Annotated in this window: 27 protein-coding genes; 13 read left to right on the plus strand and 14 right to left on the minus strand. The window is 63.0% G+C overall.

Features of this window, described 5'->3' with window-relative positions; genetic code table 11:
* Positions 1-9: 9 nt before the first annotated feature.
* A complete protein-coding gene (gene gcvP / locus ACOOEX_RS03005) occupies positions 10-2,859 on the plus strand; it encodes an aminomethyl-transferring glycine dehydrogenase (RefSeq protein ID WP_420397053.1) in 2,850 nt (949 codons plus the stop codon).
* Between the two features lie 35 nt (positions 2,860-2,894).
* On the opposite strand, the gene ACOOEX_RS03010 is transcribed toward gcvP, so the two are convergent.
* Positions 2,895-3,419 (minus strand): DUF4329 domain-containing protein, encoded by a 525-nt coding sequence (locus ACOOEX_RS03010; protein ID WP_071688935.1) that lies wholly within the window; start codon positions 3,417-3,419, stop codon positions 2,895-2,897.
* Positions 3,420-3,538: 119 nt separating this feature from the next.
* Here ACOOEX_RS03010 and yciA point away from each other — a divergent pair, with 119 nt between their 5' ends.
* A complete protein-coding gene (gene yciA, locus ACOOEX_RS03015) occupies positions 3,539-3,934 on the plus strand; it encodes an acyl-CoA thioester hydrolase YciA (protein ID WP_420397054.1) in 396 nt (131 codons plus the stop codon).
* Here yciA and ACOOEX_RS03020 read toward each other — a convergent pair.
* The 8 genes from ACOOEX_RS03020 to ACOOEX_RS03055 all read right to left on the minus strand — a co-directional run bounded on the left by ACOOEX_RS03020 (position 3,931) and on the right by ACOOEX_RS03055 (position 10,434).
* Positions 3,931-4,434 (minus strand): histidine phosphatase family protein, encoded by a 504-nt coding sequence (locus ACOOEX_RS03020; RefSeq protein WP_420397055.1) that lies wholly within the window; start codon positions 4,432-4,434, stop codon positions 3,931-3,933. The two genes, yciA and ACOOEX_RS03020, sit on opposite strands and share 4 nt — an antisense overlap.
* Positions 4,435-4,778: 344 nt before the next feature.
* Positions 4,779-5,225, minus strand: coding sequence for a thioredoxin TrxC (trxC, locus tag ACOOEX_RS03025; protein ID WP_420397056.1), 447 nt, complete (start codon positions 5,223-5,225; stop codon positions 4,779-4,781).
* A 130-nt stretch (positions 5,226-5,355) separates the two neighbouring features.
* Positions 5,356-5,562, minus strand: coding sequence for a cold-shock protein (locus ACOOEX_RS03030; RefSeq protein ID WP_071688931.1), 207 nt, complete (start codon positions 5,560-5,562; stop codon positions 5,356-5,358).
* Positions 5,563-6,086: 524 nt separating this feature from the next.
* Positions 6,087-7,742 carry an energy-dependent translational throttle protein EttA gene (gene ettA / locus ACOOEX_RS03035; RefSeq protein ID WP_071688930.1) on the minus strand — a complete coding sequence of 552 codons (1,656 nt, stop codon included), beginning with the start codon at positions 7,740-7,742 and terminating at the stop codon, positions 6,087-6,089.
* Between the two features lie 158 nt (positions 7,743-7,900).
* On the minus strand, positions 7,901-8,773 hold the full coding sequence (locus ACOOEX_RS03040; protein WP_420397057.1) for a bifunctional helix-turn-helix transcriptional regulator/GNAT family N-acetyltransferase: 873 nt from the start codon (positions 8,771-8,773) through the stop codon (positions 7,901-7,903).
* Between the two features lie 78 nt (positions 8,774-8,851).
* Positions 8,852-9,205, minus strand: coding sequence for a nitrile hydratase accessory protein (locus ACOOEX_RS03045; protein WP_420397058.1), 354 nt, complete (start codon positions 9,203-9,205; stop codon positions 8,852-8,854).
* Positions 9,192-9,845 carry a nitrile hydratase subunit beta gene (gene nthB / locus ACOOEX_RS03050; RefSeq protein WP_420397059.1) on the minus strand — a complete coding sequence of 218 codons (654 nt, stop codon included), beginning with the start codon at positions 9,843-9,845 and terminating at the stop codon, positions 9,192-9,194. The genes ACOOEX_RS03045 and nthB overlap by 14 nt, the downstream gene beginning before the upstream one ends.
* 40 nt (positions 9,846-9,885) lie before the next feature.
* On the minus strand, positions 9,886-10,434 hold the full coding sequence (locus ACOOEX_RS03055; protein ID WP_420397060.1) for a TetR/AcrR family transcriptional regulator: 549 nt from the start codon (positions 10,432-10,434) through the stop codon (positions 9,886-9,888).
* Positions 10,435-10,491: 57 nt separating this feature from the next.
* Here ACOOEX_RS03055 and ACOOEX_RS03060 point away from each other — a divergent pair, with 57 nt between their 5' ends.
* Positions 10,492-10,995, plus strand: coding sequence for a hypothetical protein (locus tag ACOOEX_RS03060; protein ID WP_420397061.1), 504 nt, complete (start codon positions 10,492-10,494; stop codon positions 10,993-10,995).
* On the opposite strand, the gene nthA is transcribed toward ACOOEX_RS03060, so the two are convergent.
* Positions 10,992-11,624 (minus strand): nitrile hydratase subunit alpha, encoded by a 633-nt coding sequence (gene nthA / locus ACOOEX_RS03065; RefSeq protein WP_420397062.1) that lies wholly within the window; start codon positions 11,622-11,624, stop codon positions 10,992-10,994. The genes ACOOEX_RS03060 and nthA overlap by 4 nt on opposite strands.
* A 97-nt stretch (positions 11,625-11,721) precedes the next feature.
* Here nthA and ACOOEX_RS03070 point away from each other — a divergent pair, with 97 nt between their 5' ends.
* Positions 11,722-12,324 (plus strand): nicotinate-nucleotide adenylyltransferase, encoded by a 603-nt coding sequence (locus ACOOEX_RS03070; RefSeq protein WP_420398316.1) that lies wholly within the window; start codon positions 11,722-11,724, stop codon positions 12,322-12,324.
* Here ACOOEX_RS03070 and ACOOEX_RS03075 read toward each other — a convergent pair.
* Complete coding sequence (locus ACOOEX_RS03075; protein WP_420397063.1) at positions 12,321-13,169, minus strand: DMT family transporter; 849 nt, start codon at positions 13,167-13,169, stop codon at positions 12,321-12,323. The two genes, ACOOEX_RS03070 and ACOOEX_RS03075, sit on opposite strands and share 4 nt — an antisense overlap.
* A gap of 99 nt (positions 13,170-13,268) precedes the next feature.
* Between ACOOEX_RS03075 and dacB the strand changes: the two genes are divergently transcribed.
* A complete protein-coding gene (gene dacB / locus ACOOEX_RS03080; protein WP_420397064.1) occupies positions 13,269-14,756 on the plus strand; it encodes a D-alanyl-D-alanine carboxypeptidase/D-alanyl-D-alanine endopeptidase in 1,488 nt (495 codons plus the stop codon).
* Between the two features lie 110 nt (positions 14,757-14,866).
* The gene (locus tag ACOOEX_RS03085; protein ID WP_420397065.1) at positions 14,867-15,901 is read left to right on the plus strand and encodes a DMT family transporter; all 1,035 of its coding nucleotides are present in this window, start codon (positions 14,867-14,869) and stop codon (positions 15,899-15,901) included.
* 9 nt (positions 15,902-15,910) lie between these two features.
* On the opposite strand, the gene ACOOEX_RS03090 is transcribed toward ACOOEX_RS03085, so the two are convergent.
* Complete coding sequence (locus ACOOEX_RS03090; RefSeq protein ID WP_420398317.1) at positions 15,911-16,282, minus strand: tellurite resistance TerB family protein; 372 nt, start codon at positions 16,280-16,282, stop codon at positions 15,911-15,913.
* A 165-nt stretch (positions 16,283-16,447) separates the two neighbouring features.
* Entirely contained in the window at positions 16,448-16,930 is a 483-nt protein-coding gene (locus ACOOEX_RS03095) for a cupin domain-containing protein (protein ID WP_420397066.1), read from the minus strand.
* Positions 16,931-17,031: 101 nt separating this feature from the next.
* Here ACOOEX_RS03095 and ACOOEX_RS03100 point away from each other — a divergent pair, with 101 nt between their 5' ends.
* Both ACOOEX_RS03100 and ACOOEX_RS03105 read left to right on the plus strand, forming a co-directional pair.
* Positions 17,032-17,922 (plus strand): LysR family transcriptional regulator, encoded by an 891-nt coding sequence (locus ACOOEX_RS03100; RefSeq protein WP_420397067.1) that lies wholly within the window; start codon positions 17,032-17,034, stop codon positions 17,920-17,922.
* A gap of 82 nt (positions 17,923-18,004) precedes the next feature.
* Entirely contained in the window at positions 18,005-19,651 is a 1,647-nt protein-coding gene (locus ACOOEX_RS03105; protein ID WP_420397068.1) for a lysine--tRNA ligase, read from the plus strand.
* A gap of 361 nt (positions 19,652-20,012) precedes the next feature.
* Here ACOOEX_RS03105 and ACOOEX_RS03110 read toward each other — a convergent pair whose 3' ends face one another.
* Positions 20,013-21,008: an ester cyclase gene (locus ACOOEX_RS03110; RefSeq protein ID WP_420397069.1), complete on the minus strand. Its 996-nt coding sequence runs from the start codon at positions 21,006-21,008 to the stop codon at positions 20,013-20,015.
* Between the two features lie 161 nt (positions 21,009-21,169).
* On the opposite strand from ACOOEX_RS03110, the gene ACOOEX_RS03115 reads away from it, so the two are divergent.
* The 5 genes from ACOOEX_RS03115 (at position 21,170) to ACOOEX_RS03135 (ending at position 26,602) form a co-directional block, all read left to right on the plus strand.
* The gene (locus tag ACOOEX_RS03115) at positions 21,170-22,219 is read left to right on the plus strand and encodes an ABC transporter ATP-binding protein (protein ID WP_420397070.1); all 1,050 of its coding nucleotides are present in this window, start codon (positions 21,170-21,172) and stop codon (positions 22,217-22,219) included.
* 92 nt (positions 22,220-22,311) lie between these two features.
* Positions 22,312-23,553: an ABC transporter substrate-binding protein gene (locus ACOOEX_RS03120; RefSeq protein ID WP_420397071.1), complete on the plus strand. Its 1,242-nt coding sequence runs from the start codon at positions 22,312-22,314 to the stop codon at positions 23,551-23,553.
* Between the two features lie 68 nt (positions 23,554-23,621).
* A complete protein-coding gene (locus tag ACOOEX_RS03125; RefSeq protein WP_420397072.1) occupies positions 23,622-24,647 on the plus strand; it encodes a carbohydrate ABC transporter permease in 1,026 nt (341 codons plus the stop codon).
* The gene (locus ACOOEX_RS03130; RefSeq protein WP_306047636.1) at positions 24,647-25,528 is read left to right on the plus strand and encodes a carbohydrate ABC transporter permease; all 882 of its coding nucleotides are present in this window, start codon (positions 24,647-24,649) and stop codon (positions 25,526-25,528) included. The genes ACOOEX_RS03125 and ACOOEX_RS03130 overlap by 1 nt, the downstream gene beginning before the upstream one ends.
* A gap of 42 nt (positions 25,529-25,570) precedes the next feature.
* Positions 25,571-26,602 (plus strand): ester cyclase, encoded by a 1,032-nt coding sequence (locus ACOOEX_RS03135; protein ID WP_420397073.1) that lies wholly within the window; start codon positions 25,571-25,573, stop codon positions 26,600-26,602.
* Positions 26,603-26,633 lie beyond the last annotated feature (31 nt).

The following is a 26,633-nucleotide window of genomic DNA, read 5'->3' on the forward strand; positions in this document are numbered from 1 at the left end:
GAGACCCAGATGGCCTTCACCCCCACGGATTACAAACCCTACGACTTCGCCAACCGCCGCCACATCGGTCCTTCGCCCTCGGAAATGGCGGAGATGTTCGAGGTGCTGGGGGTGAAGGATCTGGATGAGCTGATCGAACAGACCGTTCCGGCCAGCCTGCGGCAGGAAAAGCCGCTCGATTTCGGCAAGCCGATGTCGGAACGGCAGTTGCTTTACCACATGAGGCAGGTAGCCAAGAAGAACAAGGTCTTCTCCACCATGATCGGGCAGGGCTTTTACGGCACCGTCTGCCCGCCCGCGATCCAGCGCAACATTCTGGAAAACCCGGCATGGTACACGGCATATACGCCCTATCAGCCCGAGATCAGCCAGGGACGTCTAGAGGCGCTGCTGAACTACCAGACGATGGTGACGGACCTGACCGGTCTGGATATCGCCAACGCGTCGCTGCTGGATGAGGCTACGGCGGCGGCCGAGGCCATGACCATGGCGCAGCGCGTGTCGAAGTCGAAGGCAACGGGCTTCTTCGTCGATGAAAACTGCCACCCGCAGAACATTGCCGTGATGAAGACCCGCGCGGCACCGCTTGGCATCGAAATCATCGTGGGTTGCCCCGACGATCTGGACTCTCAGGCCGTGTTCGGCGCGGTGTTCCAGTATCCGGGCACCTATGGTCATGTGCGCGACTTCACCGACGAGATTGCCCGCCTGCACGAAGCCAAGGCCATCGGCATCGTCATTGCCGACCCGCTGGCGCTGACCGTGTTGAAGGAACCCGGGGCCATGGGTGCGGATATCGCCGTGGGATCGACGCAGCGCTTTGGCGTGCCCATGGGTTTTGGCGGCCCCTCGGCGGCATATATGGCCTGCAAGGACGCATACAAGCGCAACATGCCGGGCCGGATTGTGGGCGTGTCCATCGACGCGCAGGGCAACCCCGCCTATCGCCTGTCGCTGCAAACGCGCGAACAGCATATCCGCCGCGAAAAGGCCACCTCGAACGTCTGCACCGCACAGGCGCTGCTGGCCAATATCGCCAGCTTCTACGCCGTGTTCCACGGGCCGGAGGGGCTGAAGGCCATCGCGCAGCGGGTGCATCGCAAAACCGTGCGTGTGGCGCGCGGGCTGGAGGAAAAGGGCTTCAAGGTCGAGCCTGAGAGCTTCTTCGACACGATCACCGTGGATGTTGGCCCGTTGCAGGGCGCGATCATCGATGCGGCCCGGCGCGAACGGATCAATGTGCGCAAGATCGGCAACACCCGGATCGGGATATCGCTGGACGAAACCACGCGGCCCGAAACCGTCGAACGGCTGTGGCGCGCCTTCGGTATCCATGACCGAAAGGCGGGTCTGACGGCGGAATACCGCATTCCCGACGCGCTGTTGCGTCAGTCGGACTATCTGACTCATCCCATCTTCCACCTCAACCGGGCGGAAACCGAGATGATGCGCTACATGCGTCGTCTGGCGGACCGGGACCTGGCGCTCGATCGCGCGATGATCCCGCTCGGGTCGTGCACCATGAAGCTCAACGCCGCGGCCGAGATGATGCCGATCACCTGGCCTGAGTTTTCCAACATGCACCCCTTTGCCCCGGCAGAACAGGCGCAGGGCTATGCGGAACTGGCCAAGGACCTGTCGGCGCAGCTGTGCGAGATCACCGGCTATGATGCGATGAGCCTGCAGCCCAACTCGGGTGCGCAGGGCGAATATGCGGGCCTTCTGACCATTCAGGCCTACCACCGGGCCAACGGGCAGGGAGAGCGCAACATCTGCCTGATCCCCGTGTCTGCCCACGGCACCAACCCGGCTTCGGCGCATATGTGCGATATGAAGGTCGTGGTGGTGAAATCGGCAGAAAACGGCGATATCGACGTGGAGGATTTCCGCGCCAAGGCCGAGGCGGCGGGCGACAAGCTGGCTGCGTGCATGATCACCTATCCCTCGACCCATGGCGTGTTTGAGGAAACGGTGAGAGAGGTCTGCCAGATCACCCATGACTATGGCGGTCAGGTCTATATCGACGGGGCCAACATGAACGCCATGGTGGGGCTGGTGCGCCCCGGCGATATCGGCGGCGACGTCAGCCACCTGAACCTGCACAAGACCTTCTGCATTCCGCATGGCGGCGGCGGCCCCGGCATGGGCCCCATCGGCGTCAAGGCGCATCTGGCCCCGCATTTGCCGGGCCACCCGGAAACCGGGGGGGAACAAGGGCCGGTTTCGGCGGCTCCGCTCGGCTCGGCCTCGATCCTGCCGATTTCCTGGGCCTATATCCTGATGATGGGTGGTGAGGGGCTGACGCAGGCGACCAAGGTGGCGATCCTCAACGCCAACTACATCGCCAAGCGGCTGGAAGGGTCCTATGACGTGCTCTTTAAAGGCAAGGGGGGGCGCATCGCGCATGAATGCATTCTTGACACCCGCCCCTTCGCGGACAGCGCCCATGTGACCGTCGACGACATCGCCAAGCGGCTGATCGACAACGGCTTCCACGCGCCGACCATGAGCTGGCCGGTGGCGGGCACGCTGATGGTGGAACCGACGGAGTCGGAAACCAAGGCCGAGCTCGACCGCTTCATCACCGCCATGCTCTCGATCCGCGATGAAATCGCAGCCATCGAGAAGGGCGAGATGGATGCCGAGAACAACCCGCTTAAACATGCGCCGCACACGGTGAATGCGCTGATCGGGGACTGGGACCGGCCCTACAGCCGTGAACAGGGTTGCTTCCCGCCCGCGAGCTTCCGGGTGGACAAGTACTGGCCGCCGGTAGGTCGGGTCGACAATGCCTATGGCGACCGGCATCTGGTCTGCACCTGCCCGCCGCTGGAGGAGTATCTCGACGCGGCAGAATAACCCAAAGAAGGCGCCGGCACCCCCGGCGCCTTTTTCTACCGGGCGTTGAAGCGGCGGCGCAACTGCGCCAGCGTGTATTGCTTTTCAACGGGTCCGTGTTCTTCCGGGTAGAAACCGGGATCGGACGGCAGACAACCCCGCCCGCAGACCTGATACATGAACCCGGTCTGCCCGTTGATGAACCACAGCCGCCCGCCGGGCGTCGCCACCCAGCCATTCACGCCACGGGCCATGTCGCCCTCCACGTCGATGGTTGAGGGAACCTCGCCGTCATAACCGGGTGCCCAGGCCGCATGGGTGTGCCAGGACGAAATGATCTGAAATCCCGGTTCGACCGGGATCATCCCGCAAGACGCTTCGCCCCCCCAACTGACCTTGCTGACATCCAGCTGCCCCGAGGGTGTGCGCACGATATAGCCGCAGACCTCGCGGTTATGGGTGATCGACTGGGGGTTCATGTTGCGCAAAAGGGCATGGACCAGCTCTGTCTCCTCGACGCTTTGTGCCTGCGCGGCGGGGACGGTCAGGGCGAGGGCCAGAAGCGCGGAAATGAGGCGCATGGGGGAACTCCAAATCTCTCAATCTCATGAAAAGATAGGGGCAGCCGGGGCATGATGCCAGCCTTGTTTGTCCCCGGCTCCGGTGCCACTCTGGCAACGGCTGAGGAAAGGCAGGCGAGATGAGCGACCAGAGAACAGAGCCCCAGGGCGATCTGACATTGCGCACGGTGGCGATGCCCGCCGATATGAACGGCAATGGCGATATCTTCGGCGGATGGGTGCTGAGCCAGATGGATATCGCCTGCGGTATCCTCGCCCGCGAACGTGCGCGCGGGCGCTGCACCACGGTGGCCGTCGATGCGATGAAGTTCATCCGCCCCGTCGCCGTAGGGGATGTGCTGTGTGTCTACACGCGGATCGGGCGTGTTGGTCGCACTTCGATGGGGATCGAGGTCGAAGCATGGGTCAAGCGAGGCGCGGTTGGTGAACGCGAAAAGGTGACCGAGGCGCTCTTTACCTTCGTTGCCATTGACGAAGAGGGCAAGCCAAGGCCGGTGCCAGCGTCCGAGGTCTAGGGGATCTCGACCCGTCGGCGGTCGATCTGCACCGCGCCCGATGCATCGGTCGTGACGATAAACAGGTCGCCATATTCCACGGGCGGTGGCCCCTCCAGATCAAGCGTTTCCCAGATGTCGCGCAGATTGCCGCTGTTGCCGATCCAGGCGACGCTTCGGCCCGCAGCCAGCCGGGAAATGCGCCGGGCGATCTGATCCACGGAAACGCGCGTGATTTCAAGGCCCTTGGCCCGTGCCAGGGGCTCGGCCGTATCAAGGTTGCGCTGAATTCCGGGGCTGTAGATTGCGTCAAGGTCCACGCTCTCCAGGGCATCGGCGAAGGCTGCTGCGCGGGCGATCCCCTGCGGTGTCAGGTTCTCGTCGACGCGATCGGCATGTCTGTAGATGATCAGACGGCTGTTCGGCGCCAGACTATGACCTGTGACGCGCGATAGCGGAGAACAAGCCGCGGCCGCGCCGAGTGCGGTGAACAATAAACCACGTCTGCTGATTGCAAGCATATCTTTCCCCCCCGTTTCGTATTGGGGATCGAAAGTAGCATGGATGGGAAAGCTTTCAAAATGCCGCGTCGTTTTCAGGCATTGTGACGAAAAACCCCCGGAAGACGGGGATCTTCCGGGGGAAAAGTCAACAACAGGCAGGGACAACTCAGATCATCGCCCAATCGGTAAAGCGGAACCCCGTGGGGCGCTTCGTGCCCTTTTGGCCAATGGTCCGGTGGGAGGGGCCGGTCTGGCGGGACGGGGCGGGCATGGGAAGATCCTTTCGGGCAGTGTGATCTTGCGTATATCCATGGGTCGCCGCCGTCCGGCGGTAGGTTCAAAAAAATCGGCTCGGGCGTGTTTCAGGCGCTGACCTTGGCATGGCTTCGCACAAACGCCTCGATATCAGCCGCTGGTCGCGCCCCGCTGAGACGCCCGATTTCCTGGCCGTTCTGAAAGAGGATCAGAAGCGGAATGCCCCGGATGCCGAATTTCTGGCTGACCTGCGGGAACTCCTGTGTGTCGATCTTGGCGAAGCGGGCATGAGGGGCAAGCGACCGCGCTGCCTGCTCAAATTGCGGGGCCATCATACGGCAAGGCCCGCACCAAGGGGCCCAGAAATCCACAAGAAGCGGCAGTTGATCTGTCTTGCTGGCCTTGGCCAGCGTTGCCGGGTCCAGCGCCTTGACCTTGCCATCCGCCAGCTTCGCCCCGCAGACCCCGCATTTCGGGCCCGAGGTCAGCCGGTCGGTTGGCACCCTGTTGACAGCCCCGCAATCGAGGCAGGTGATTTTCGCGGCGGCAGGCATGACATGGCTCCGTTTGATTGACCCTGACAATAAATGGGGAATCGGACGCGTGATGCAAGGGGTTTGACCAAAGAAGAAGGGGCGCAGCCTGCGCCGCGCCCCGTTCCGAAATTCTGTCGCGTGTGGCCGATTAGGCCAGGGCGATGTTGGTCGCGCTTTCGCGGCCGTCACGGCCGGCTTCCAGATCGTAGGTCACTTTCTGGTTGTCGGCGAGGCCGGTCAGGCCGGCACGTTCCACGGCGGAGATGTGGACGAAAACGTCCTTGCCGCCCGTTTCGGGTGCGATGAAGCCGAAGCCTTTGGTGGTGTTGAACCATTTCACGGTGCCAGTGGCCATATCCGTGGTCTCCTAGTTTAAGCGTCGCCCGCAGTATGCGGCAACTCTGGCGTCAGTCGGTAGCAGGTCGAGACTGAAGCCGTTGATAGGAGACAGAGGTCGAAATGCGGTAACGGTCGCACCGCGCATATGGGGGCAGGCGGGGCAAAATGCAAGGATAATCGTCTATCCACGGCCCCGAGAGTCGCGACGATCGTACCTATACGAATGGATAGTACGCCATACGCCTGCACATCTTCGCGGGTGGTGTCGGGGCGGCTAGATTGGTGTTATTCCGAGCATGAGGCGGGTGATCCGATCGGAAGCGGGTCGCGCATCTGCCCCCACGTGGGCGCGTCTTGATCGGAACGGGTTGCCCCTGCGCGCGTACTCACGGAATGCGCAGGAAGCGCCTTCGGCAGTCGGGAGAGAAACAGGGGGCGATGCCATAGCGCCCCCTGTTTTTCGTTTTGAGGTAGATGTACAAGTCATCTCGCGGTCAGCGTGGCAGAGGGTTTATGCCACGCATTTGGCAAAACCTGCGACTACCGCACGAACTTCTTGTACTTCACCCGCTTGGGCTCCAGCGCATCTGGGCCAAGGCGACGTTTCTTGTCTTCCTCGTAGGCTTCGAAGTTGCCTTCGAACCATTCCACATGGGCCTCGCCTTCAAACGCCAGGATGTGGGTACACAGGCGGTCGAGGAAGAAACGGTCGTGTGAGATAATCACGGCGCAGCCCGCGAAATCTTCCAGCGCGTCTTCCAGCGCCCGCAGCGTCTCAACGTCCAGATCATTGGTCGGTTCGTCGAGCAGCAGGACGTTGCCGCCCTCTTTCAGAAGCTTCGCCATATGGACGCGGTTGCGTTCCCCGCCTGACAGAAGCCCGACCTTCTTCTGCTGATCGCCGCCCTTGAAGTTGAACGAGGAACAATAGGCCCGTGAATTGACCTGGGCGTCCCCCAGTTCGATGATCTCGGCCCCGCCAGAGATCTCTTCCCACACCGTGGCATTGGCATCGAGCGCGTCGCGGGACTGGTCCACATAGGACAGCTTGACCGTGTCGCCATAGTCCACGGTGCCGGCATCGGGCTGTTCCTGCCCGGTCAGCATGCGGAAGAGGGTCGATTTACCGGCGCCGTTGGGGCCGATGACGCCGACGATGCCACCGGGCGGCAGGGCGAAGGACAGGTCCTCGACCAGGAGCTTGTCGCCATAGGCCTTTTGTAGCCCCTCGACCTCGATCACCTTGCTGCCAAGGCGGGGGCCGTTCGGGATGACGATCTGTGCACGGGTGATTTTTTCGCGCTCGGACTGGCTGGCAAGATCGTTATAGGCGTTGATCCGGGCCTTTTGCTTGGCCTGACGGGCCTTGGCACCCTGTCGAATCCAGTCCAGTTCGCGTTCCAGCGTTTTCTGGCGCGACTTGTCCTCGCGCGCTTCCTGCGCCAGCCGCTTGGCCTTCTGTTCCAGCCAGGCAGAATAGTTGCCCTCGTAGGGGATGCCCCGGCCTCGGTCGAGTTCGAGGATCCAGCCGGTGATGTCGTCAAGGAAGTAACGGTCGTGGGTGACGATCAGGATGGTGCCCTTGTAGTCGATCAGATGCTGTTGCAGCCAGGCGATGGTTTCCGCGTCCAGATGGTTGGTCGGTTCGTCGAGCAGCAGCATGTCGGGCGCTTCCAGCAGCAGCTTGCACAGCGCCACCCGGCGGCGTTCCCCGCCTGACAGGTTCGCGGGCATCGCGTCATCGGGGGGGCAGCGCAGGGCCTCCATCGCGACGTCGATCTGGCTGTCCAGATCCCACAGGTTATTGGCGTCGATCTCATCCTGCAGGGCCGCCATTTCATCGGCGGTCTCGTCGGAATAGTTCATCGCAAGCTCGTTGAACCGGTCGAGCTTGGCTTTCTTCTCGGCCACGCCGAGCATGACGTTGTCGCGCACCGAGATGGTTTCATCCAGCTGCGGCTCTTGCGGCAGGTAGCCCACCTTGGCGCCCTCGGCGGCCCAGGCCTCGCCTGTGAAATCCTTGTCGATCCCGGCCATGATCTTCATCAGCGTGGATTTACCGGCGCCGTTGACGCCCACGACACCGATCTTCACGCCGGGCAGGAAGCTCAGCCGGATATTCTCAAAGCATTTCTTGCCGCCGGGATAGGTCTTGGAGACCCCGTCCATGTGGTAAACATACTGGTAGGAAGCCATAGGAACCCTCATGCATTCGCGTTGGTCCCTCACATAGACAAGGGGAGCGGTCGGGGCAATGGGCGGGGTGGTCGGGCCCGCCCGCCCACCCCTTTTCGGGGGGCCAGCCCCCCGGACCCCCCCGGACCCCCCGAGGTATTTCTGCCAAGCTGAAAGGATCAAAGGGTCTTTTCGAAGAACATGTCCGGGTAGGGGTCGTCGTTGAACCGGTCGATCTCTTGCCAGCCGGACTTGCGGTAGAGGGCCGCCGCTTCGGGCAGGGCGGAGTTGGTGTCGAGCCGCAGAGTGTGGATACCAAGGCTGCATGCGGCGTCCTCGGCCCGTGTCATAAGCCGGGTCGCCAGCTTCAGCCCCCGCGCGGCGGGTGAGACCCAAAGCCGTTTGATCTCGGCCATCGGTCCGTCGCCCCCCTTCAACCCCACGCAGCCGATTGGCAACCCGTCGGACACGGCCAGCAGGAACGCCCCGCGCGGGCGGATCATGTCGGCGGCCTCCGGGTCACGTGACAGGTTCACGTCGAAGCCGGTGGCGAATCGGCGTTCAAGCTCCCGGTAATACTGCGTCAGGCAATGGATTGCCTCGGGCTCACGCGGGTCGATCTCGATGATCTCGATACGGTCCTGCCCGAGCGTCGTGGCAATCAGGTCCATTGCGTCCAGAACTGCCTGAGGTCGCGGGTGGCGCGCGAGGATGGCGCGCGCCTGGTCATTCGACAGCCGTTCATACTCTGCGAACGCGGCGCGGCCTGCCTCTGTCAGTCGGGCGATGCGGCGACGGCTGTCATCGGGGTTGGGACCGGTGGTGATCATCCCCTCAGCCTCCAGCCCGCGTAAAAGGCGGCTCATCAGGCCGGAGTCGAGCGCGAGATAGTCACGGATGACCCCGACCTCCTGCAATCCATGCCCGATGGCGTTCAGCACGCGCGCCGAGCCAAGCGGGCGGCCCAGGCCGAGAAAGGACGTGTCGAGCGCGCCCACCTCGGAGGTCACGGCGCGATTGAATCGGCGGATGCGTTGGATGTCACTGGTCATTTATCTGACTTAAGTCAGATAAAAATCTCTGGCAAGTATAAAGGCGTCGAGCTGTTCCCCGTCCGATCGGTTGGAGGTTCAGTCCTGCCCGTCGCGCCCGCGTTCCAGCAAAACCGGTTGTCCATGGGGTGTGCGTTCATAGGCGCGGGTCCAGCTGGCCTTGCATTCGCTGAGATCCGCGCCGGTGATCTCCGTCGCCTCTGTCGTCAGGCGTTCCAGCGCAGCAAGGGCCGCCTCGTAATAGGTTTGGGTCGTATCGGGCTTGCCGTCAGCCTCTGCCGCGCGCAATTCCGCCCCGAGCGTTTCGGCCCATGCGGTCGCGCTGAACCGGCCCGCCTGCACCATGGTGTCGGCAATCGCCAGCACCTGCGCCTGCCAGGCCTCGTCAAAGACCGGATCGCGGGGGGCGAGGGGGTTGTCAGGCCGGAACAAGGTAGCTCTCCCACAGCTCCAGCGTGACCGTGTCGCGGGGGTTGGCGGTCCGGCCCCAAAGCTCCTGCGCCGAGAAGCTGACGGTATATAGATGCTGTCCGACATGGCGGTTATGGGCACCTTCATCGGGAAAGAGATGGCTGCCGTGATGGGCGATCACCTCGCCTTTGCAATCGCGCGCATAGGCGGGCAGCCGGGTGTGGTTATGGGCGATCTGGCGCAAGGTACGGATGCGGTCACCCACGGCAAACCGGGCGGGGGTATCCTCGGGCACCGAGAAATCCACGCAGGCGCGGCGGACCTGTTCGACGATCTGATCGACCGTCTTGGCCTTGGCCGGATCGGCCGGTTCCAGCACATAACCGCGCTCCAGCTCCTCCAGCGTGATCTGGCCGGCATCGACCATCAGCATAAGGTAGTTCGTGGCCCATTTCTGGAAGTAGGAGAAGGTCAGGTAATCGCCCGGCACCATCAGCTCCAGGCCATGCCGGAACCAGTCGATGGTCATCGAGGGGCAGATGCCTTCGCGCGCCAACCCCCACATGCGCTGTTCCCAGTCATGGGCGAAAGGCGCGTCGCCCTCCGTCACCGGAACCGGGCCATAGCCCTCTTTGCCGCCAAGATCGTGAATGCCATCCATGACCGTCAGAATGCCCGAACGGGCGGGAATGTAAATGGGTCTAGCCGCGGCAGGCGGCCATGAGCATCCGGGTGCAGGACGGGACATCCGCGGACAGCTTGCCTTCGGCAAGGCGGCGGGTAAGAGCCAGCGTAGCCGTTGCCATGAATGGGGCGGCAGGGTCCGGCGAAAGGCCCGCGCCGATGAGTTCGGCAGCGATTTCGGCCGACAGCATATCGGGCAGGGTATCGTCTGATTGCGCCAGCGCGGTAAGCAACAGGGCATGGGCCGGGTCGTCGCGTGCGATGGAAAGCAGCATCGTCAGGCAGGTTTCGAGGCGGTCCAGCCCGCGTGGCCGGTCTCCATGCAGCGCGTCGAAAGCGGTGCGGATCTCCTGCCCGGCGGTCTCGGCCACCTCGGCCACGGCGGCGGGGGCGTCATCGAAATAGTTGTAATAGGAGGTCCGCCCGATCCCGGCCCGCGCGCAGATCGTCTGAACGGTCGCGGCGGGCACACCCTCCTCGCCCACGATCTGGCGGGTTGCCTCGACAAGCGCCGCGCGGGTGCGGCGGGCCTTGGGGGTGAGCGGTTCGGGCTTGCGGTCCAGCATGATTCTGACATATGCGTCATTTATATCTGACACAAGCGTCATTTTCTGTGAGGGCACATGACCGGATTGATTCAGAGACTGACAAACTGGCGCGCGATTGGGGGGCTGGCCGTGCTCTACGCAATCGTGTTCGGGGCGATCCTGATCACAATGCGGCAACTGGCCGAGATCTCGGGGGGCATGCCAATACTCGATTTCGAACCGGGCTATGACACGGCCCGCGTGCGGGAGGTCTTCACGGCCTATGGGGTCGAGGGGATGGCGCTTTATGGGCGTATCCAGGTGCTCGACCTTGTGAACCCGGCGCTCTATTCCCTGCTGGCTGCGGCCCTGACGGCGATGCTCTGGCCCGAGCGGCCATCGGTGGCCCTGTTGCCGCTGCTCGCCGCGCTTGGGGACTACGCGGAGAACATCACGCTCACCCTGCTGGCGCGCGGGTTTCCAGATCTGCCGGAGGGGGTGGTGGCGGTCAGTTCCACGCTGAGCCTCGTGAAGCTCGCCCTGATGGCCGTTGGCTTTGCGCCACTGCTGATCGGGCTGGTCCTGCGGCTGAGGCGCTAGGCTTTCAACACCCGGTCGGTGCCGATCATCGAGTTGCGGGTGACGATCCCGGCCAGCCGGTCCTCATCCCAGCCTTCGGTGCCAGAGGGGCGCTGCGGCACCACGAGGTAGCGCAACTCGGCGGTGGAGTCCCACACCCGCACGGCGACCTCTTCGGGCAGGTCTACTCCAAACTCTGCCAGCACGGCGCGCGGTTCACGCACGGCGCGGGCGCGGTAGGCTGCGGATTTGTACCAGGCAGGCGACATGCCGAGGATCGAGAACGGGTAACAGGAGCAGAGCGTGCAAACGACCATGTTGTGTTGCGCGTCGGTATTCTCGACCGCCTTAAGGTGGCCGGTGGCATTGCCCTCAAACCCGAATTCCTTGATCGCTTCGGTGGCGTCCGCAAGCAGGCGCGCCTTGAAATCTGCATCGACCCAGGCCCGCGCCACCACCTTCGCCCCGCGCATCGGACCGATATGTTCCGAATAGGCCTCGACCCAGGCGTCGACGGTTTCGGACGCGATCAGCCCCTTTTCCACGGCAAGGCTCTCCAGCGCCTTCACCCGCAGCGCCGGGTCGCTTGGCAGATGCGAATGGATATGGCGGTGCAGATCGGCGGCGTGTTTGCTGTCGAATGTGGACATGGGCTGGCTCCTTCACCGGGCAGGGAAAGGCAGGAATACGGGCGTGTCAACATCTGACCTCTGGACAGCGGGCGCGCGGGCCGCAACAAAGGCGGTCATGCGCGCGGGATTGCCATATGTCCGCCCCGGCATGACCGTGGGCCTGTTCGGAGGATCGTTCGATCCCCCCCATGAAGGCCATGTGCATGTGAGCCGAGAGGCGCTGAAACGCTTCGGGCTGGACCGTGTCTGGTGGCTGGTCAGCCCAGGCAACCCGCTGAAATCGGAAGGACCCGCGCCGCTGGAACGGCGCATGGCGGCAGCGCGGGCGCTCATACGGCATCCGCGTATCGAGGCCACGGATATCGAGGCGCATCTGGGCACACGCTACACCGCCGAAACGCTGGAGGGGCTGTTTGCGCTCTACCCAGGGGTACGGTTCGTCTGGCTGATGGGGGCGGACAATCTGGCCAGCCTGCATCGCTGGCAAAGATGGGACTGGATCATGCAGAACATCCCCGTGGGCGTTCTGGCCCGGCCCGGTCAACGGATTTCCGCCCGCACCGCCAAGGCCGCGCAGATCTATCGCCGGTTCAAGGTGCCCGCCGCCGGGGCCATGGGGCTTGCGCATCGCGACACGCCGGCCTGGTGTTTCCTCAATGTGCCGATGGTCGATATCTCATCGACCGAGATCCGCGCGCGCGGCGACTGGACGCGCTAGCGCCGTTCCCGCAGAAACAGGGTGGCAAGCCCCGACGCCAGGATCAGGGCAATGCCCTGAAGGGCGCGCTCCTGCGGGACTTCCGCGAAAATGAGCAGGCCCCAAAGCGTTGCGGCGACCAGCTGGATATAGACGAACGGGGCCAGACGCGATGCAGGCGCCATGCCAAGCGCCACGATCAAAAGCAGGTTGCCAAGCGCCGACCCGAGGGCAGAAACGGTGGTAAAGGCGGCAATCTCACCGGACATAGAAGGCCAGTGGAATAGCCCGACCGGCAGCAGCACCACGGCCCCGATCAGCAGTTGGGTGATCAGTATCTGGCGCGGACGCCCGGCATCTGTCAGCCAGCGTGACGCGGTCAGGTAGGCCCCGTAAAAGCACCCCGCAAGCAGGGCAAAACCGATGCCCGGTGACAGGCCAAATCTGGGGTCGACGACCATGACCACACCATAAAACCCGGCCAGAAACAGCGCGGTTCGGACCAGGGTGATCTGCTCGCGTAGGAACAGCGCGGACAGGAAATAGCTCTGGATCGGGCCGATGAAGAAGACGCCGAAGACATCCGCGATTGGCTCGGTCCTCAACGCGGTCAGAATGCTGCTGATCCCGCCGATCAGGAAAGCGGCCCTCAGCCATATGCGCCAGTCCGTCAGCAGCAAAAGGGCAGGGCGCGACAGGGCGAAGGGGGCCAACAGCAGAAAGCCGAGGGCAAAGCGGCTCCAGGCGGTGAACAACGGGTTTACCCCATGAAACGCCCCAAGCAGCCGTCCGGCGCTATCGCCGAGCGGGATCAGGAACATGGCCATGATCATGAGCGGCAAGGCGCGGAGCAGCGGTTGGGTCATGTTCGCGTGATAGGGGCAATTTCCGACCACCGAAAGGCTTGAGTGACGGGCCTGCCTGCGGTTTAGTAGGCGCCGGACGGATAAGAGCATTTGAGCATTATGGTTTCGAGACGCGCATTTCTGGCAGGCACCTTCGCCAGCCTTGCGCAGGGCGCGTTCGCCTTGCCGCCCGAGGTATCCCGCATTCCGCTGCCTCGCCCCGACGGGTTCGAGTTGCGCACCCTGCCAAGCGCCGCAGACCTGATCGCACGGGCCGATCTGGGGGGGGCGGTGTCCTGCGTTGTGGCCGATGCCAATACCGGCGAAGTGCTGGAGGCGGTGAGCCCGCTTCTGGGTCTGCCGCCCGCCTCGGTCACAAAGGCGATGACAGCCGCCTATGCGCTGGACCGGCTTGGCCCCGGCTATCGGTTCCGCACGCGGCTGATTGCCGATGGCACCCTGTCGAACGGGCGGTTGGAGGGTGATTTGTGGCTGGTTGGCGGGGCCGATCCGCTGCTCGATACCGATGCGCTCAATGCCATGGCGCGCGATCTGGCCGATGCCGGACTGCGCGAGGTGACGGGGGCGTTCCGCGTGGCCTCTGGCGCGATTCCCCATGTGACCGCCATCGACCCCGATCAGCCAGGTCACGTGGGCTACAACCCCGCCATTTCAGGGCTGAATCTGAACTTCAACCGGGTGCATTTCGAATGGCAGCGCGGGGCCGAGGGCTATTCCATTTCCATGGATGCCCGGTCGGAATCGGTGCGCCCGCCGGTCTCGGTTGCGCGGATGCAGGTCGTGGATCGGGGTGCGCCAGTCTATGAATACGAGGCCACGGGAGACCGCGAGGAATGGAGCGTCGCGCGTGGTGCGCTTGGCCAGAACGGCGCGCGCTGGCTGCCTGTCCGCCGCCCGCATCTTTACGCCGCCGAGGTGTTCCAGGTGCTGGCCCGGTCGCGCGGCATTGTGCTGGAAACGGCAGAACCGGGTGAGGCCCCGCCCGAGGGCGCGCTTGTCATGGCCGAACATGTATCGGAGCCGCTGGAAGACATCCTGCGCGGCATGATGCGGTGGTCCACCAACCTGACGGCAGAAGTTGCGGGCCTGATGGCCTCGCAGGCAGGTGGGGTTCAACCGCAAGGGCTGGAACAGTCCGCCGCTGAAATGGGCCTCTGGATGCAGGACCGGTTCGGCGTCCGGCGCCAGAATTTGCTCGATCATTCGGGGTTGAGCGAAGACAGCCGGATCAGCACCCGCGAAATGGTGCGCGCTCTGGTGGGCACCGGGCCGAATGGCGGTCTGCGCCGGCTGATGAGGGATATTCCGATCCTCGACGATCAGGGCGCTCCTATTCCCGATCACCCGGTGCAGGTTGTGGCCAAGACCGGGACGCTCTACTTCGTTTCGACCCTTGCGGGCTTCGTTCGGGCGCCATCTGGCCGTGATCTGGCCTTTGCCGTCTTTTGCGGCGATCTGCCCCGGCGCACCACTTTCGATCCGTCACAGGAAGAACGCCCGCCCGGGGCCCGCAGCTACAACAGCCGCGCCAAACGCTTGCAGCAGGAGCTGATCCGGAGATGGGCACTGGTGCATGACCGGGCCTGACGCCTGGTCGCAAACAGGCGCGACATAGGACGTTTTCCGACGTTGAATTGACATGCGTTCGCGCCGGGATTTGTGGCCGGACGACTGCTAAGAAAGATTGGATAATCCGCGTGTCAGACGCCACACAGCCAGCAACCGGGGTCGCTGCTCCGCGCGCGATCGAAGGCATTTCCAGCGTTGTGCTGGGGATGTTCTTCTTCGTTGCGATGGACGGGATGATGAAATCGCTGCTGCAGGATTACAGCGTCTGGCAGTTAATCGTCACACGCGGGGTCATGGCGGTGTTGGTGATGGTGCCGATGATCCTGTGGTTGAGGGGCGCGCACCGGTTGTTCACGCCGCTCTGGCGGCTGCATCTCTTGCGCGCCTTCCTGCTGGCTACCGGCTTTGCCGCCTTCTATGGCGCGTTTCCCTTTATGGGGCTGGCCGAAGTGTCTACCCTGTTCTTCTCGGCCCCCCTGATCATAGCCGTTCTGGCAGCAGTGTGGTTGGGGGAGACCATCGGCCCGCACCGGACGGGCGCGCTGATCGTGGGGTTCATTGGCGTCCTGATCGCGATGAACCCGACGGGAGACGCCTTTAGCTGGATCGCCCTGATGCCGCTGACCTGCGCGCTGTTCTACGCCATTGCCCAGATCCTCGCCCGCCGGATCGGCGACCGGGAAACCACCCTGACCACGGCGCTTTATACGCTGGTCTTTTCGGGCCTGCTGATCATTCCCGTGGGCTGGCTGACCAACCAGTTGGTGCCGATCCCGGTGGAACACACCCATTTGCAGTTCACCTGGGTCCTCCCGTCGGGCTGGGAACTGGGACGGCTCGGGCTGATGGGGGCGGTTGGGCTGATCGGGTATTTCCTGCTGACCCACGCCTATATGGTCACCTCGGCCAGCCTTGTGGCGCCCTTCGACTACATCTACCTGCCAATCGCGTCGGTGATGGCCTACCTGCTTTGGGGGGAAGTGCCCGGTGCCGCAACGCTGACGGGCATGGCGCTGATCATCGCCAGCGGGCTTTACCTGGGGTATCGCGAGCTTCGTTCCTCACGCACGACGCTCAGCCCTCATCCGGTGGCCGAATCCTCGGTGGCACCGGGCAACCCGGTCGCCCCCATGACCGTGACGCAAGACGTGGAAAACGACTAGCCGACCGGATCAGACCGTCATGTGCCGCGCCCGTGCACCGCGTTCAATCGCGGCGCCGTGCAGGCGGTCGATGTTCAGCTGATAGCGGATTTCCTGCAGCATCTGCAATTCCGTCTGGCGCAGCAGCCCATCCGCGGCAGCCACGTCACAGGCCAGCGCATAGGCGGTTTCGAACAGGCGTTCAGGCAGCGCATCGGTGATCAGTCCGAACAGCGCATCGAGCCCGTCTTCCTCTTCCATCAGGTCAAACACGATCCGCGCAATCACCCCAAGCCGATCGGCGTCGAATTCGGCGAATACCGGCAGATGATCAACGATGCGTTCAATCGTGACCAGTTCCGATGTGCGGATGTTCTCATCCGATACCGAAACGGCGATCATCAGCGCGACAAGCGCGTCCTGCGGGGAAAGGGGGGGCTGTTCGGTCACGGGTCTTTGCCTTCCAATGCGGATACCGGCCAGAGACTAGGGTCAGCCGCGCATGGGGGCAAGGGGACGTGACGCCGCCGCGCCAAGGGAATGCGAAAGCGCGGCGGCGTGTCTCGCTCAGGCGCTCGCGGCGCTGAAACGATACTGAACGGATTCGAAGCTGCCTTCGGCGAATCCGTAGGTGAAGCGCAGGCCCTCGGGGCCCGCGACCACGCCGTGTTCCGCGCCTGCAGGCACATAAATCGCCACGCCTGCGGCGATGACATGCGGAACACCCTCGATGGTCACGACGCCCGAACCGTCGATGCCAAGATAGAACTCCGCCGGATCGTGGCGGTGCGGCAGCAAGGTGCCATGGGGGCCGAACTCTGCGATGCCCAGAACAAATTCGCGCGGCACATCGGGGGTGCCGTTGATCAGCGTGCGCCAGGTGACGGTGCCGTAAGTGGGATCGCCGCCCTCTTGCACCACGTCATCCGCATGGATCGAAAAGGCCTCGCAAGAGGGCGGATAGGGGCTGTTATCGGCGGGGGCATGGGCGACGAAGGCCTCTTCGCTTTCGGTCAGGGGGGCGGCGGCCGCGCTGGCGAACTGGGTCATCGGGGGTGTCCTTCTTAGCCCGTGTGATGGGCGCAGATTGCGGATTGTCCGGTTGCTGCGCAATGCGCTAAAGATGATCAGAAACATACGTTGAGATTATAATGTCATCACGCCTTCCCCCGTTTTCCGGCCTGACGGCTTTCTACGCTGCGGTGCGCCACGGTACGCTGACCGGCGCCGCGCGGGAGCTGAACGTGTCTCAGCCCGCCGTGTCGCGCAGGATCGCCGTGCTGGAGCAGGATCTGGGTTGCCGCCTGTTCGACCGCAGCCACAAGCCCGCGCGTTTGACCCAACAGGGGCGAGAGATGATGCGGGCCCTGCGAACAGGATTCGGCCAGATCGAAGCCGCCGCCGAAACCATCCGGCGGGGCAATGCCAAGCGGGTGGTGACGGTGACGGGACCGTCCGGTTTCGTCGGATTTTGGCTGATCCCGAAACTGGCGGCACTGGAGGCGGCCTTTCCGGAGCTCACAATCAGGATCATGAGCCAGGAGTATGGTGATCCTGATCGGCCGGGCGATGTTTCGATCCGCTATGGGCTGGCAAGCGAGGCGGAACCTCTGGCCCGCCGGATTCTGGGAGACGAGGTCTTTCCGGTCGCAAGTCCCCACTATCTGGCCCGACACGACAGCCCGCCCGATCTGGCAAAACTGACCCTGCTGACGATGGAATCCGCCCGCCAGCACTGGCACGACTGGCCAAGCTGGTTCGAAGCGGCGGGCGAAAGAATGCCCGGTGGCGTGCGACAGCTCGATTTCAACTCCTACGCGATGCTGGTCAACGCGGCCCTGGCGGGGCAGGGGGTCTGTCTGTGCTGGTCGGGCCTGTTGGACAGTTTCCTGAACACCGGCGCGATGGTGCGGCTCGACGGGCCGTCTGCGCGGTCGGTGCGGGGCTATTTCATCACCCGCCGCGACGGGCTGGCCGCCAGCGCGGAAGTCACCGGAATTCATGATTGGATCGTCGCAGAAGCCGCGATTCAAGGGGGCTGAATGTTGACCCCGCGCCCCGCCCGCCCTAGGAAGCGGCGGGTTTCGGCGCATGGTGCGCCCCCCGCCCGTTCTGGAGAATGAAATGTCTGATCTGCGCGACGTTGCAATGAGCTCGAAAGCATGGCCCTTCGAAGAAGCGCGCCGGGTGCTCAAACGCTATGAAAAGTCGCCGCCGGAAAAGGGCTATGTGCTGTTCGAAACCGGCTATGGGCCGTCGGGGCTGCCGCATATCGGGACCTTTGGTGAAGTGCTGCGCACCACGATGATCCGCAAGGCCTTCGAGGTGATTTCAGACATCCCCACCAAGCTGATTTGCTTTTCCGACGATCTGGACGGGATGCGGAAGGTGCCGGGGAACGTGCCCGATCAGGAGATGCTGAAAGAGCATCTGCAAAAGCCGCTGACCTCGGTGCCTGATCCGTTCGGCACACATGAAAGCTTTGGCCACCACAACAACGCGATGCTGCGCCGGTTCCTCGATACCTTCGGGTTCGAGTATGAATTCTACTCGGCTACCGAATTCTATCGCACAGGCCAGTTTGACACGATCCTGCTGCGCGCGGCGGAACGCTATGACGCGCTGATGAAGGTGATGCTGAAAAGCCTGCGCGAAGAACGGCGTCAGACCTATTCCATCTTCCTGCCGATCCACCCCGAATCCGGGCGGGTGCTGTATGTGCCGATGAAACATGTGGACGCGGAGAATGGCACGATCACCTTTGACGACGAGGATGGCCGCGAATGGACGCTGCCCGTCACCGGTGGCAATGTGAAGCTGCAATGGAAGCCCGATTTCGGCGCCCGTTGGGCGGCGCTTGGCGTGGATTTCGAGATGTATGGCAAGGACCATTCCACCAACACGCCGATCTATGACGCGATCTGCCGGATCCTGGGCGAACCCGCGCCGGAGCATTTCACTTATGAGCTGTTCCTCGACGACCAGGGGCAGAAGATCTCCAAATCCTCGGGCAACGGGATTTCCATTGATGAATGGTTGACCTATGCGTCGACGGAATCGCTGAGCTACTTCATGTATCTCAAACCCAAGACCGCGAAGCGGCTTTACTTCGACGTGATCCCCAAGGCGGTGGATGAGTATCACCAGCAGCTGAACGCCTATCATACTCAAAACGCTGATCAAAAACTGGCGAATCCGGTCTATCACATTCACGCGGGCGAGGTGCCGGTCAGCACCATGGTGGTGCCGTTCGCGATGCTGCTGAACCTTGCCAGCGTGTCTGGCGCGGAAGAGAAGGAGAAGCTCTGGGGCTTTATCCAGCGCTATGCGCCGGAGGCGAGCCCCGAGGCCAATCCGGACCTCGATCAGGCCGCCGGTTTCGCGATCCGCTATTACAATGATTTCGTGAAGCCGACGCGGGCCTTCCGCCTTGCCGATGACAAGGAAAAGGCCGCGATGGAGGAGCTGCTGGTCTGCCTTGGGGATGCCGACAAAGCCCTTGATGTCATTGCCAGAAAGAACGCTGAGGCAGGCAGGGACGATCCGTTGCCGGAGGTTGATTGGACCGATGACGAATTCCTGCAATCCATCGTCTTCGCCATCGGCAAGACCCACGGATTCGAGCCGCTGCGCGACTGGTTCAAGGCGCTTTACGAGGTTTGCCTTGGCGCCTCGCAGGGGCCCCGTTTCGGTGGCTTCATTGCGCTTTACGGGATCGAGGAAAGCAAGCAGCTGATCCGCGACGCGCTGGACGGCAAGCTAGCAGGCTGAGGCCGAAAGACAGGGGGGTGCCCTGCGTACACCCCCTGTGCACCCCCCGTACACCCCCTGTGCAGACAAAACGCGGTTTCGCCGCCTGTCGGCGTCGACCGGGGAGCGCCCCTCGTCAGGCGCCTCTGGCGCCCTCCTCGGGCCGCGTTGCCACGAATGGGCGGCGGCGGAGTCGCGCCGGGTCGGGCGGCAGTGCCGGTGGCTGGGGAGGGACGCCTCCGGCGGAGGTATTTTGGCCAAGATGAAAGGGCAGGTCGGTGCGGCCGGGAAGGTGCTTTTTTGAACCACCGGGGCCGCCGGTTCATGACATGCCGCATGCGGTCCTTGTTCCCCTTTCCCAAGGGCATCGTTGCAAGGGGCGTCAGAGTCCCACGGTCCGCCCCAGAACGTCCAGCCCTTGCGTCTTCCAGAAATGCAGCAGGTCGATAAACACCCAGTTCTCGGCCAGTTTGTCGCCCTGGCGGCGGTAGATATCGACCACCCGGAATTCGCCCGACTTTCCGGTGGCCGGCATGCCCATGAACCCGCCCGTGGGCCGGGCGGTGAAATTGGGCCAGCCAAAGAAGCCGCCATAGTGGCCTTCGGCGAAGCGACAGATATGGCCGGTGCCGCTGCGGTCCGCGAACCCTGCCCGGAAGGGGCCGGAATGCTGTTTGGCGTAGCGTTCGATCGTGTAGGTCGCACCGATCCCGGCGGGGCCCCACCAGATCATGTCATCGTCCCATGTGCGCGCCAGTTCCTCCTCCAGCGGCAGGCCGGATTGCCATTGTCCCAGATCGGAAATCATCGCGTTGATCGTGGCCAGCGTTTTCGCGCCATCCTCGGGTGGTTGCGGGTCGAACATCAGCGCGTCATGGGGCAGGGGGCCGGGTTGCACAAGCTGCGCGCCGGTCTGGGCCGGGAAGGGCTGTAGCCCTGCCTGCATCATCAGCGCCGGGATGTCGAAGAACATGGCGGTTTCCGCGATCTTGCCGTTTTCCACCCGGTGAAACGCCGCATAGCGCAGCATGGCGATCTTGCGGGTTGGGGGGATGCCAAGCCAGGGCGCATCGAACAGCCCCATCAGGTGACCCATTGAGGAGACCCAGACCGCACCGTCATCCGTCAGGGAATTCTGCCCGGCCATGAACACGTCCATGCGCTGCTGCAACCGGGTCAGCGACGTCTTCAGCGGCGACCAGAACCGGTCCGCCACCTGACCGGGTCCGGTCAGAATGTCGAAGGGATGCATCCCGCGCCAGATCAGGTCAGGCCCGCAGAACCGTGCAAGAACGGCGGACGATTCGTCAGGGCCCGCCGCATCGAGCGCCGTGTAGAAGCTGCGGACCAGGTCTTTTTCCTGTTGGAAGGTCATCATTTTCTCCGCCTGTTTTTCAAGCATTTGCCTTGCAGTCTGGGCCAGTCCGCACGGTGTTGCCAGAGGAAAATTGCATACGTTTGCAAAAATGCCTTGCCAACTTGCCGCAGTCTTGTCTAGCCTTGTTGCAAACGTATGCAAAAGTACCTGCGGGGAGCCCGATGGCCGAAATTCAGCTGCGCAACATCTCTAAGCGATGGGGCAATTTCGTCGGTGTCGACAATTTCGATCTGACCATTGCGGATGAGGAGTTCCTGGTCCTGCTTGGACCCTCGGGGTGTGGCAAGACCACGACCATGCGGATGATCGCGGGGCTGGAAGACCCGAGCGAGGGCGAGATCGTGATCGGGGACCGGGTGGTCAATGACCTGGAACCCAAGGACCGCGACATTGCCATGGTGTTCCAGAGCTACGGGCTCTACCCCAACATGAATGTCTACGAGAACATCCGCTTCCCGCTGAAGGTTCGCAAGATCGACCCGGCCACGCATGACGAACGGGTGAAACGCGCCGCCGAGATGGTGGAACTGACGGATTTCCTGCATCGCAAGCCTGCGGCCCTGTCGGGTGGTCAGCGGCAGCGTGTGGCTCTGGCCCGCGCCATCGTGCGCAAGCCCAAGGTCTTTTTGATGGATGAGCCGCTGTCCAATCTCGACGCCAAGCTGCGGGTCTCGACGCGGGCGCAGATCAAGAATCTCAGCCACGAGCTGAACGTCACCACCGTCTATGTGACCCATGACCAGATCGAGGCGATGACGCTGGCCGATCGGGTTGTGGTGATGAACCATGGCGTGGTGCAGCAGGTGGGCTCGCCCACGGAAATCTATGACCGGCCCGCCAACACTTTCGTCGCCAGCTTCATCGGCAATCCGGCGATGAACCTTGTGGATGGCGAGGTGACCGGGGGCAGTTTTACGGCCCCCAACACGCGTGTGGACGGGCTGAACGTTCCCGACGGGGCCGTGACGCTTGGCTTCCGGGCCGAGGACGCCACCGTCGTGGACGAGGGCGGCCAGATCACCGGGCCGATCTACACGCTGGAACTGTTGGGCGAGGCCACGATGGTCAGCCTTCGCATCGGCGGCGCGCTGGTCAGCGCCAAGGCCGACAAAACCTTTCGGGCCGAAATCGGGGACACCGTTTCGATCCGGATACCGGCAGAGCATTGCCACCTGTTCGACGCGAAAACAGGGGCACGTATCGGGGACTAATCCCCATCCATTCCCGGCACCACAGGGTGCCGGGCCAACAGGGGTGCAGGCTTGCAAGATGCATCCGAGACAACACCAACGGGAGGATCTCCATGTTTCTCAGAACACTCACGACCGCAGGGGCTGTAACCCTGCTTGCCTCGACAACCGTGCTGGCGGATGGCCATGGCTGCACCATCGGTGCGCGGGTTTCCATCGTCGGCAATGAATTCCCCGCGATCCAGACGGTCGGCGCGGGCGCGCAGGAATGTTCTGGCGCCGAGGTGTCCACGAACTTGACCGCAGACCACCAGGAAATCAACGTGCCGGGCATGCAGGGCAACCCTGCCGAATACACCTCGGCCATTATTGCGAACTCCTCCATCGTGGCGCTGATGAATGCCGACGTGATCCGCCCACTGGGTGATCTCGTCGAGGCGCATGGCGAGGGTCTGAACCGCAACCAGCTGATCACCATCGGCGGCGAGGTCATGGCCGTGGCCTTCATGGCGAACGCACAGCATCTGGTCTATCGCGCCGATGTGCTGGAACAGGTCGGGCTGGAGCCGCCGACCACATACGAGGAAATGCTGGCCGCTGCCGAGGCGATCCGTGCTGCGGGCATCATGGAATATCCCGTGGGTGGTGCCTATGCCGCAGGCTGGAACCTGGCGCAGGAGTTCAACAACATGTTCCTGGGCTTTGGCGGGCAGCATTTTGAGCCCGGCAGCGCCGCGCCGAACGTGAACTCGGAAGCAGGCGTTCAGGCTCTGGAAATGATGCTGGCCCTGTCGGAATACATGAACCCCGACTTCCTGACCCACGATTCCAACGCCACCAACGCGGAATTCCGCGCCGGTAACGTCGCGCTGATGAACATGTGGGGCAGCCGCGCCGCGACGCTGGTCACCGCCGATGGCGTGCCGCAAGAGGTGGTGGATGGCTTCGCCATTGCCGGTCCGATGACCGTGGGTGGTGGTGATATTCCGGCCTCCACCCTGTGGTGGGATGGCTGGACCGTGGCCTCCAACATCTCGGATGAAGAGGCAGAGGCCACCTTCATCGCCATGATGAACGGCATCCGCCCGGCGCTGATGGAGGATGAAGAGGTGCGCACCCAGGCCGTGTGGCTGATCCCCGGATACGAGCCGACCCCGGCCGCCGTGGGCGTCTTTGCCGCCGCGGAAATGGGCACCGTGCCCTATCCGATGCTGCCCTTCATGGGTCTGATGCACACCGCGCTTGGCGCGGAACTGTCCGACTTCATGCAAGGCAATGAAAGCGCGGAACAGGCGCTGGCCGACGTGGAAGCCGCCTATATCGCGGCGGCCCAGGAACAGGGTTACCTCCAGTAATCCGTCCTCCCTCGCGGGGCGGAGATACTCCTCCGCCCTGCCTTTCTCAGACCGAGTAGCCGAGCGCCATGAAACATCGCACCTTCTTCTGGTTCTTTCTGCCGACGGGCCTTGCGATGCTGCTGTTCATCGCCGCCCCCATCGTGTCGGTGGTGATGCAGTCGGTCTTCGCCCCGCTGGAGCCGGTTCTGGTGACCGTGGAAACCTGCACCCCCTTCAGCTGTGTGGAAGAGACCACGATTGACCAGGTCGCCACGCGCGAATTGCGGGCGGAACGCCCTCTGGGCCGGTTCGTCGGGCTGGATATCTACCTGAACCGCGGGCATCTGGCCACGACCGAAGTGGCGGAAGCCTGGCGCAGCGCCGAAACTATGGGTGCGTTCTTTGACGAATTGGGCGACCTGCCTTTCTACCGCGCCATGGGCTTTACCCTGACCTATACGTTCACTGTCACGCCGCTTCTGATCATCCTCGGGCTTATGATCGCGCTGGCGGTCAACACCCTGACCCAGAGGCTCAAGGGCATCGTCATCTTCTTTTCCCTCCTGCCGATGATCGTGACCCCGCTTGTGGGCTCGCTGATCATGTTCTGGATGATCGACAACCGGGGCGTTCTGGGCAATTTCATCAGCTGGCTCGTCAATGACCCCGACCTGTCGGTCAAGGCCTCGACCCCGATGATGTGGATCGCGCTGATCGTCTATGGCGTCTGGCATTCCGCGCCCTTTGCCTTCGTCGTCTTCTATGCCGGGCTGCAAACCATGCCCGAGGATCAGATCGAAGCGGCACAGATCGACGGGGCCAGCCGCTGGCAGCAGGTCCGCTACATTGTGGTGCCGCATCTGATGCCGCTGGTGACCTTCGTGGCGCTGATTCAGCTGATGGACAATTTCCGGGTGCTGGAACCGATCATCGGCTTCAACGCCGCCGCCCATGCGCAATCGCTAAGCTGGTTCATCCTCAATGACCTTGGCGGCGAAACCCGGCAGCTCTCTTCCGCGGCGGCCACCTCCGTCATGACCATCATCGGCGTGGCAATCCTGCTCTCGCCCGTGCTGGTGCGCACCTGGCGCGACTTCAAGGGGAAAATGTAATGGCTTCGAATGCTCTCCGCGCGCCCCTGCCGCTGCGCATCGCCACCAAGGGATTCATCATCTTCTGGCTGATCCTTGCGGCCTTCCCCTTTCTTTGGACCCTCTGGGGATCGTTCAAGGTCGAACTTGATTTCTTCTCGATTGCCGACTGGACCAACGCGCTGACCGGATTCAACACCGAGCGGACCCATGGCAGCCCCTTTACCGGGGCGGGCTATGAAGGGGCCTGGGTGACCGAGGAATTCTGGCGCGCCGTCATCAACACCTTCATCGTGTGTTTCTTCGTGGTTTGCACCTCGCTGACGCTTGGAACGCTTGGCGGATATGCCCTGTCGCGGTCTTCGTTCCGCTATACGTTCTGGCTGCTGATCATCGCGCTCATCTTCCGCGCCATGCCGCCGGTGACGCTGGTCGCGGGCTATATGCTGCCCTTCTTCGAGTGGAACCTGTGGGGCATCCTGCCCACAACGATCATTGTTCTTGTGGCGATCAACCAGCCCTTCACCCTGTGGATGCTGCATTCGTTCTTTCAGAACATCCCCAAGGAGCTGGACGAAAGCGCCAAGGTCGATGGCTGCACCCAGTTCCAGGCCTTCCGGCTGGTCATCGTGCCGGTCATGTGGCCGGGCGTGATCACCACCGGTCTGTTCAGCTTCCTTTTGGCCTATAACGACTTCGCCGTGACCTCGATGCTGCTGTCGGAATCGAACCGCACCATGGTGCCGGAAATCGCCGCCTTCCTGGGCACGACCTATACCGAGGGCAACGTGATGTTCGCGGTCGCCGCCGTTGTCTCGGCCACCGCGCCGCTCTTCATCCTGGTGATGTTCTTCCAGCGCCAGATCGTCAGCGGCCTGACCGCCGGGGCGGTGAAGGGATGAGAGGGGTCATGGATCAGGCCGGGCGAACGGCTGGGAGGGACCATGAGCGCACGTAACACCCGGCCTCCCATGGGCATCGCCACGGCGCAATCGGCCCGGAACAAGGGACTCTATCTGAAGTTCCTCGAAAGTTTCGAGGCCCGGGAAGCCGGAGCGATCAGGAAAGCCGTGTCGGAGCATTTCGACATCGCTGCCAAGGTCAACGCCAGCCACCCGATCAATGAGGGGGCGGACGGAACCGGTTACTACACCGATATCATCGCGCCAATCATGGACGCCTTCCAAGGCTGCACACGCCAGAACTACGTGGTGATCGGCGGCGAGTATCTGGGTACGGAATGGGTCACCTCAACAGGCTATTTCTATGGCCATTTCTCGAAATCGCTTTGCGGCATTCCCGCCAGCGGCAAGCAGGCGTTTCTGCGATTTGGTGAGTTCCACCGGATGGAAGACGGCAAGATCGTCGAAAGCCATGTCTATCTGGGCTTTGCCGAACTGATCATCGCGCTTGGGCTTTGGCCGCTTGCCGCAAGTCGGGGATATGAAGGCGTTGTGCCTGGTCCGGCCACCCATGACGGACTCATCGCAGGCAAGTCCGATCCGACTGCTTCCCGGGCCTCCGCAGATTTGGTTGAGGCAATGCTGAAGCAGCTGACAACCGATGATGAAGCCTGGCGGCCGTATTGGGATGACCGCATGGTCTGGTACGGCCCCGGCGGATTGGGCTCCTATTCCACGGTGGAGGGCTTTGCCGCGTTTCAGCGCCCCTTTGAACTGACTTTCGAGGGCTGGGGCGATGGCAAGGAAGTTGGCATCACTGGTGTCGGCGCCAATTGCAAGGCAGGCGACGGTGACTACGCCTTCCTGAGCGGCTGGCCGATGATCACCGGCGTGCATGTGGGTGACTTTCTGGGCCTTGCTCCAACCGGCAAACGCATCTTCATGCGCGATTGCGATTGGTGGCGGGTCGAGAACGGCAAGATCATCGAGAACTGGTGCATGCTGGATATTCCGCATGTGCTGATGCAGCTGGGCTACGACCTCTTTGCCGAAATCAGGGCCAACGCGGCCTGACACCTATCGGGCGGCGCCTTCGGCCCGTCCT

The organism is Nioella sp. (assembly GCF_965215655.1).
Taxonomy (GTDB): domain Bacteria; phylum Pseudomonadota; class Alphaproteobacteria; order Rhodobacterales; family Rhodobacteraceae; genus Nioella.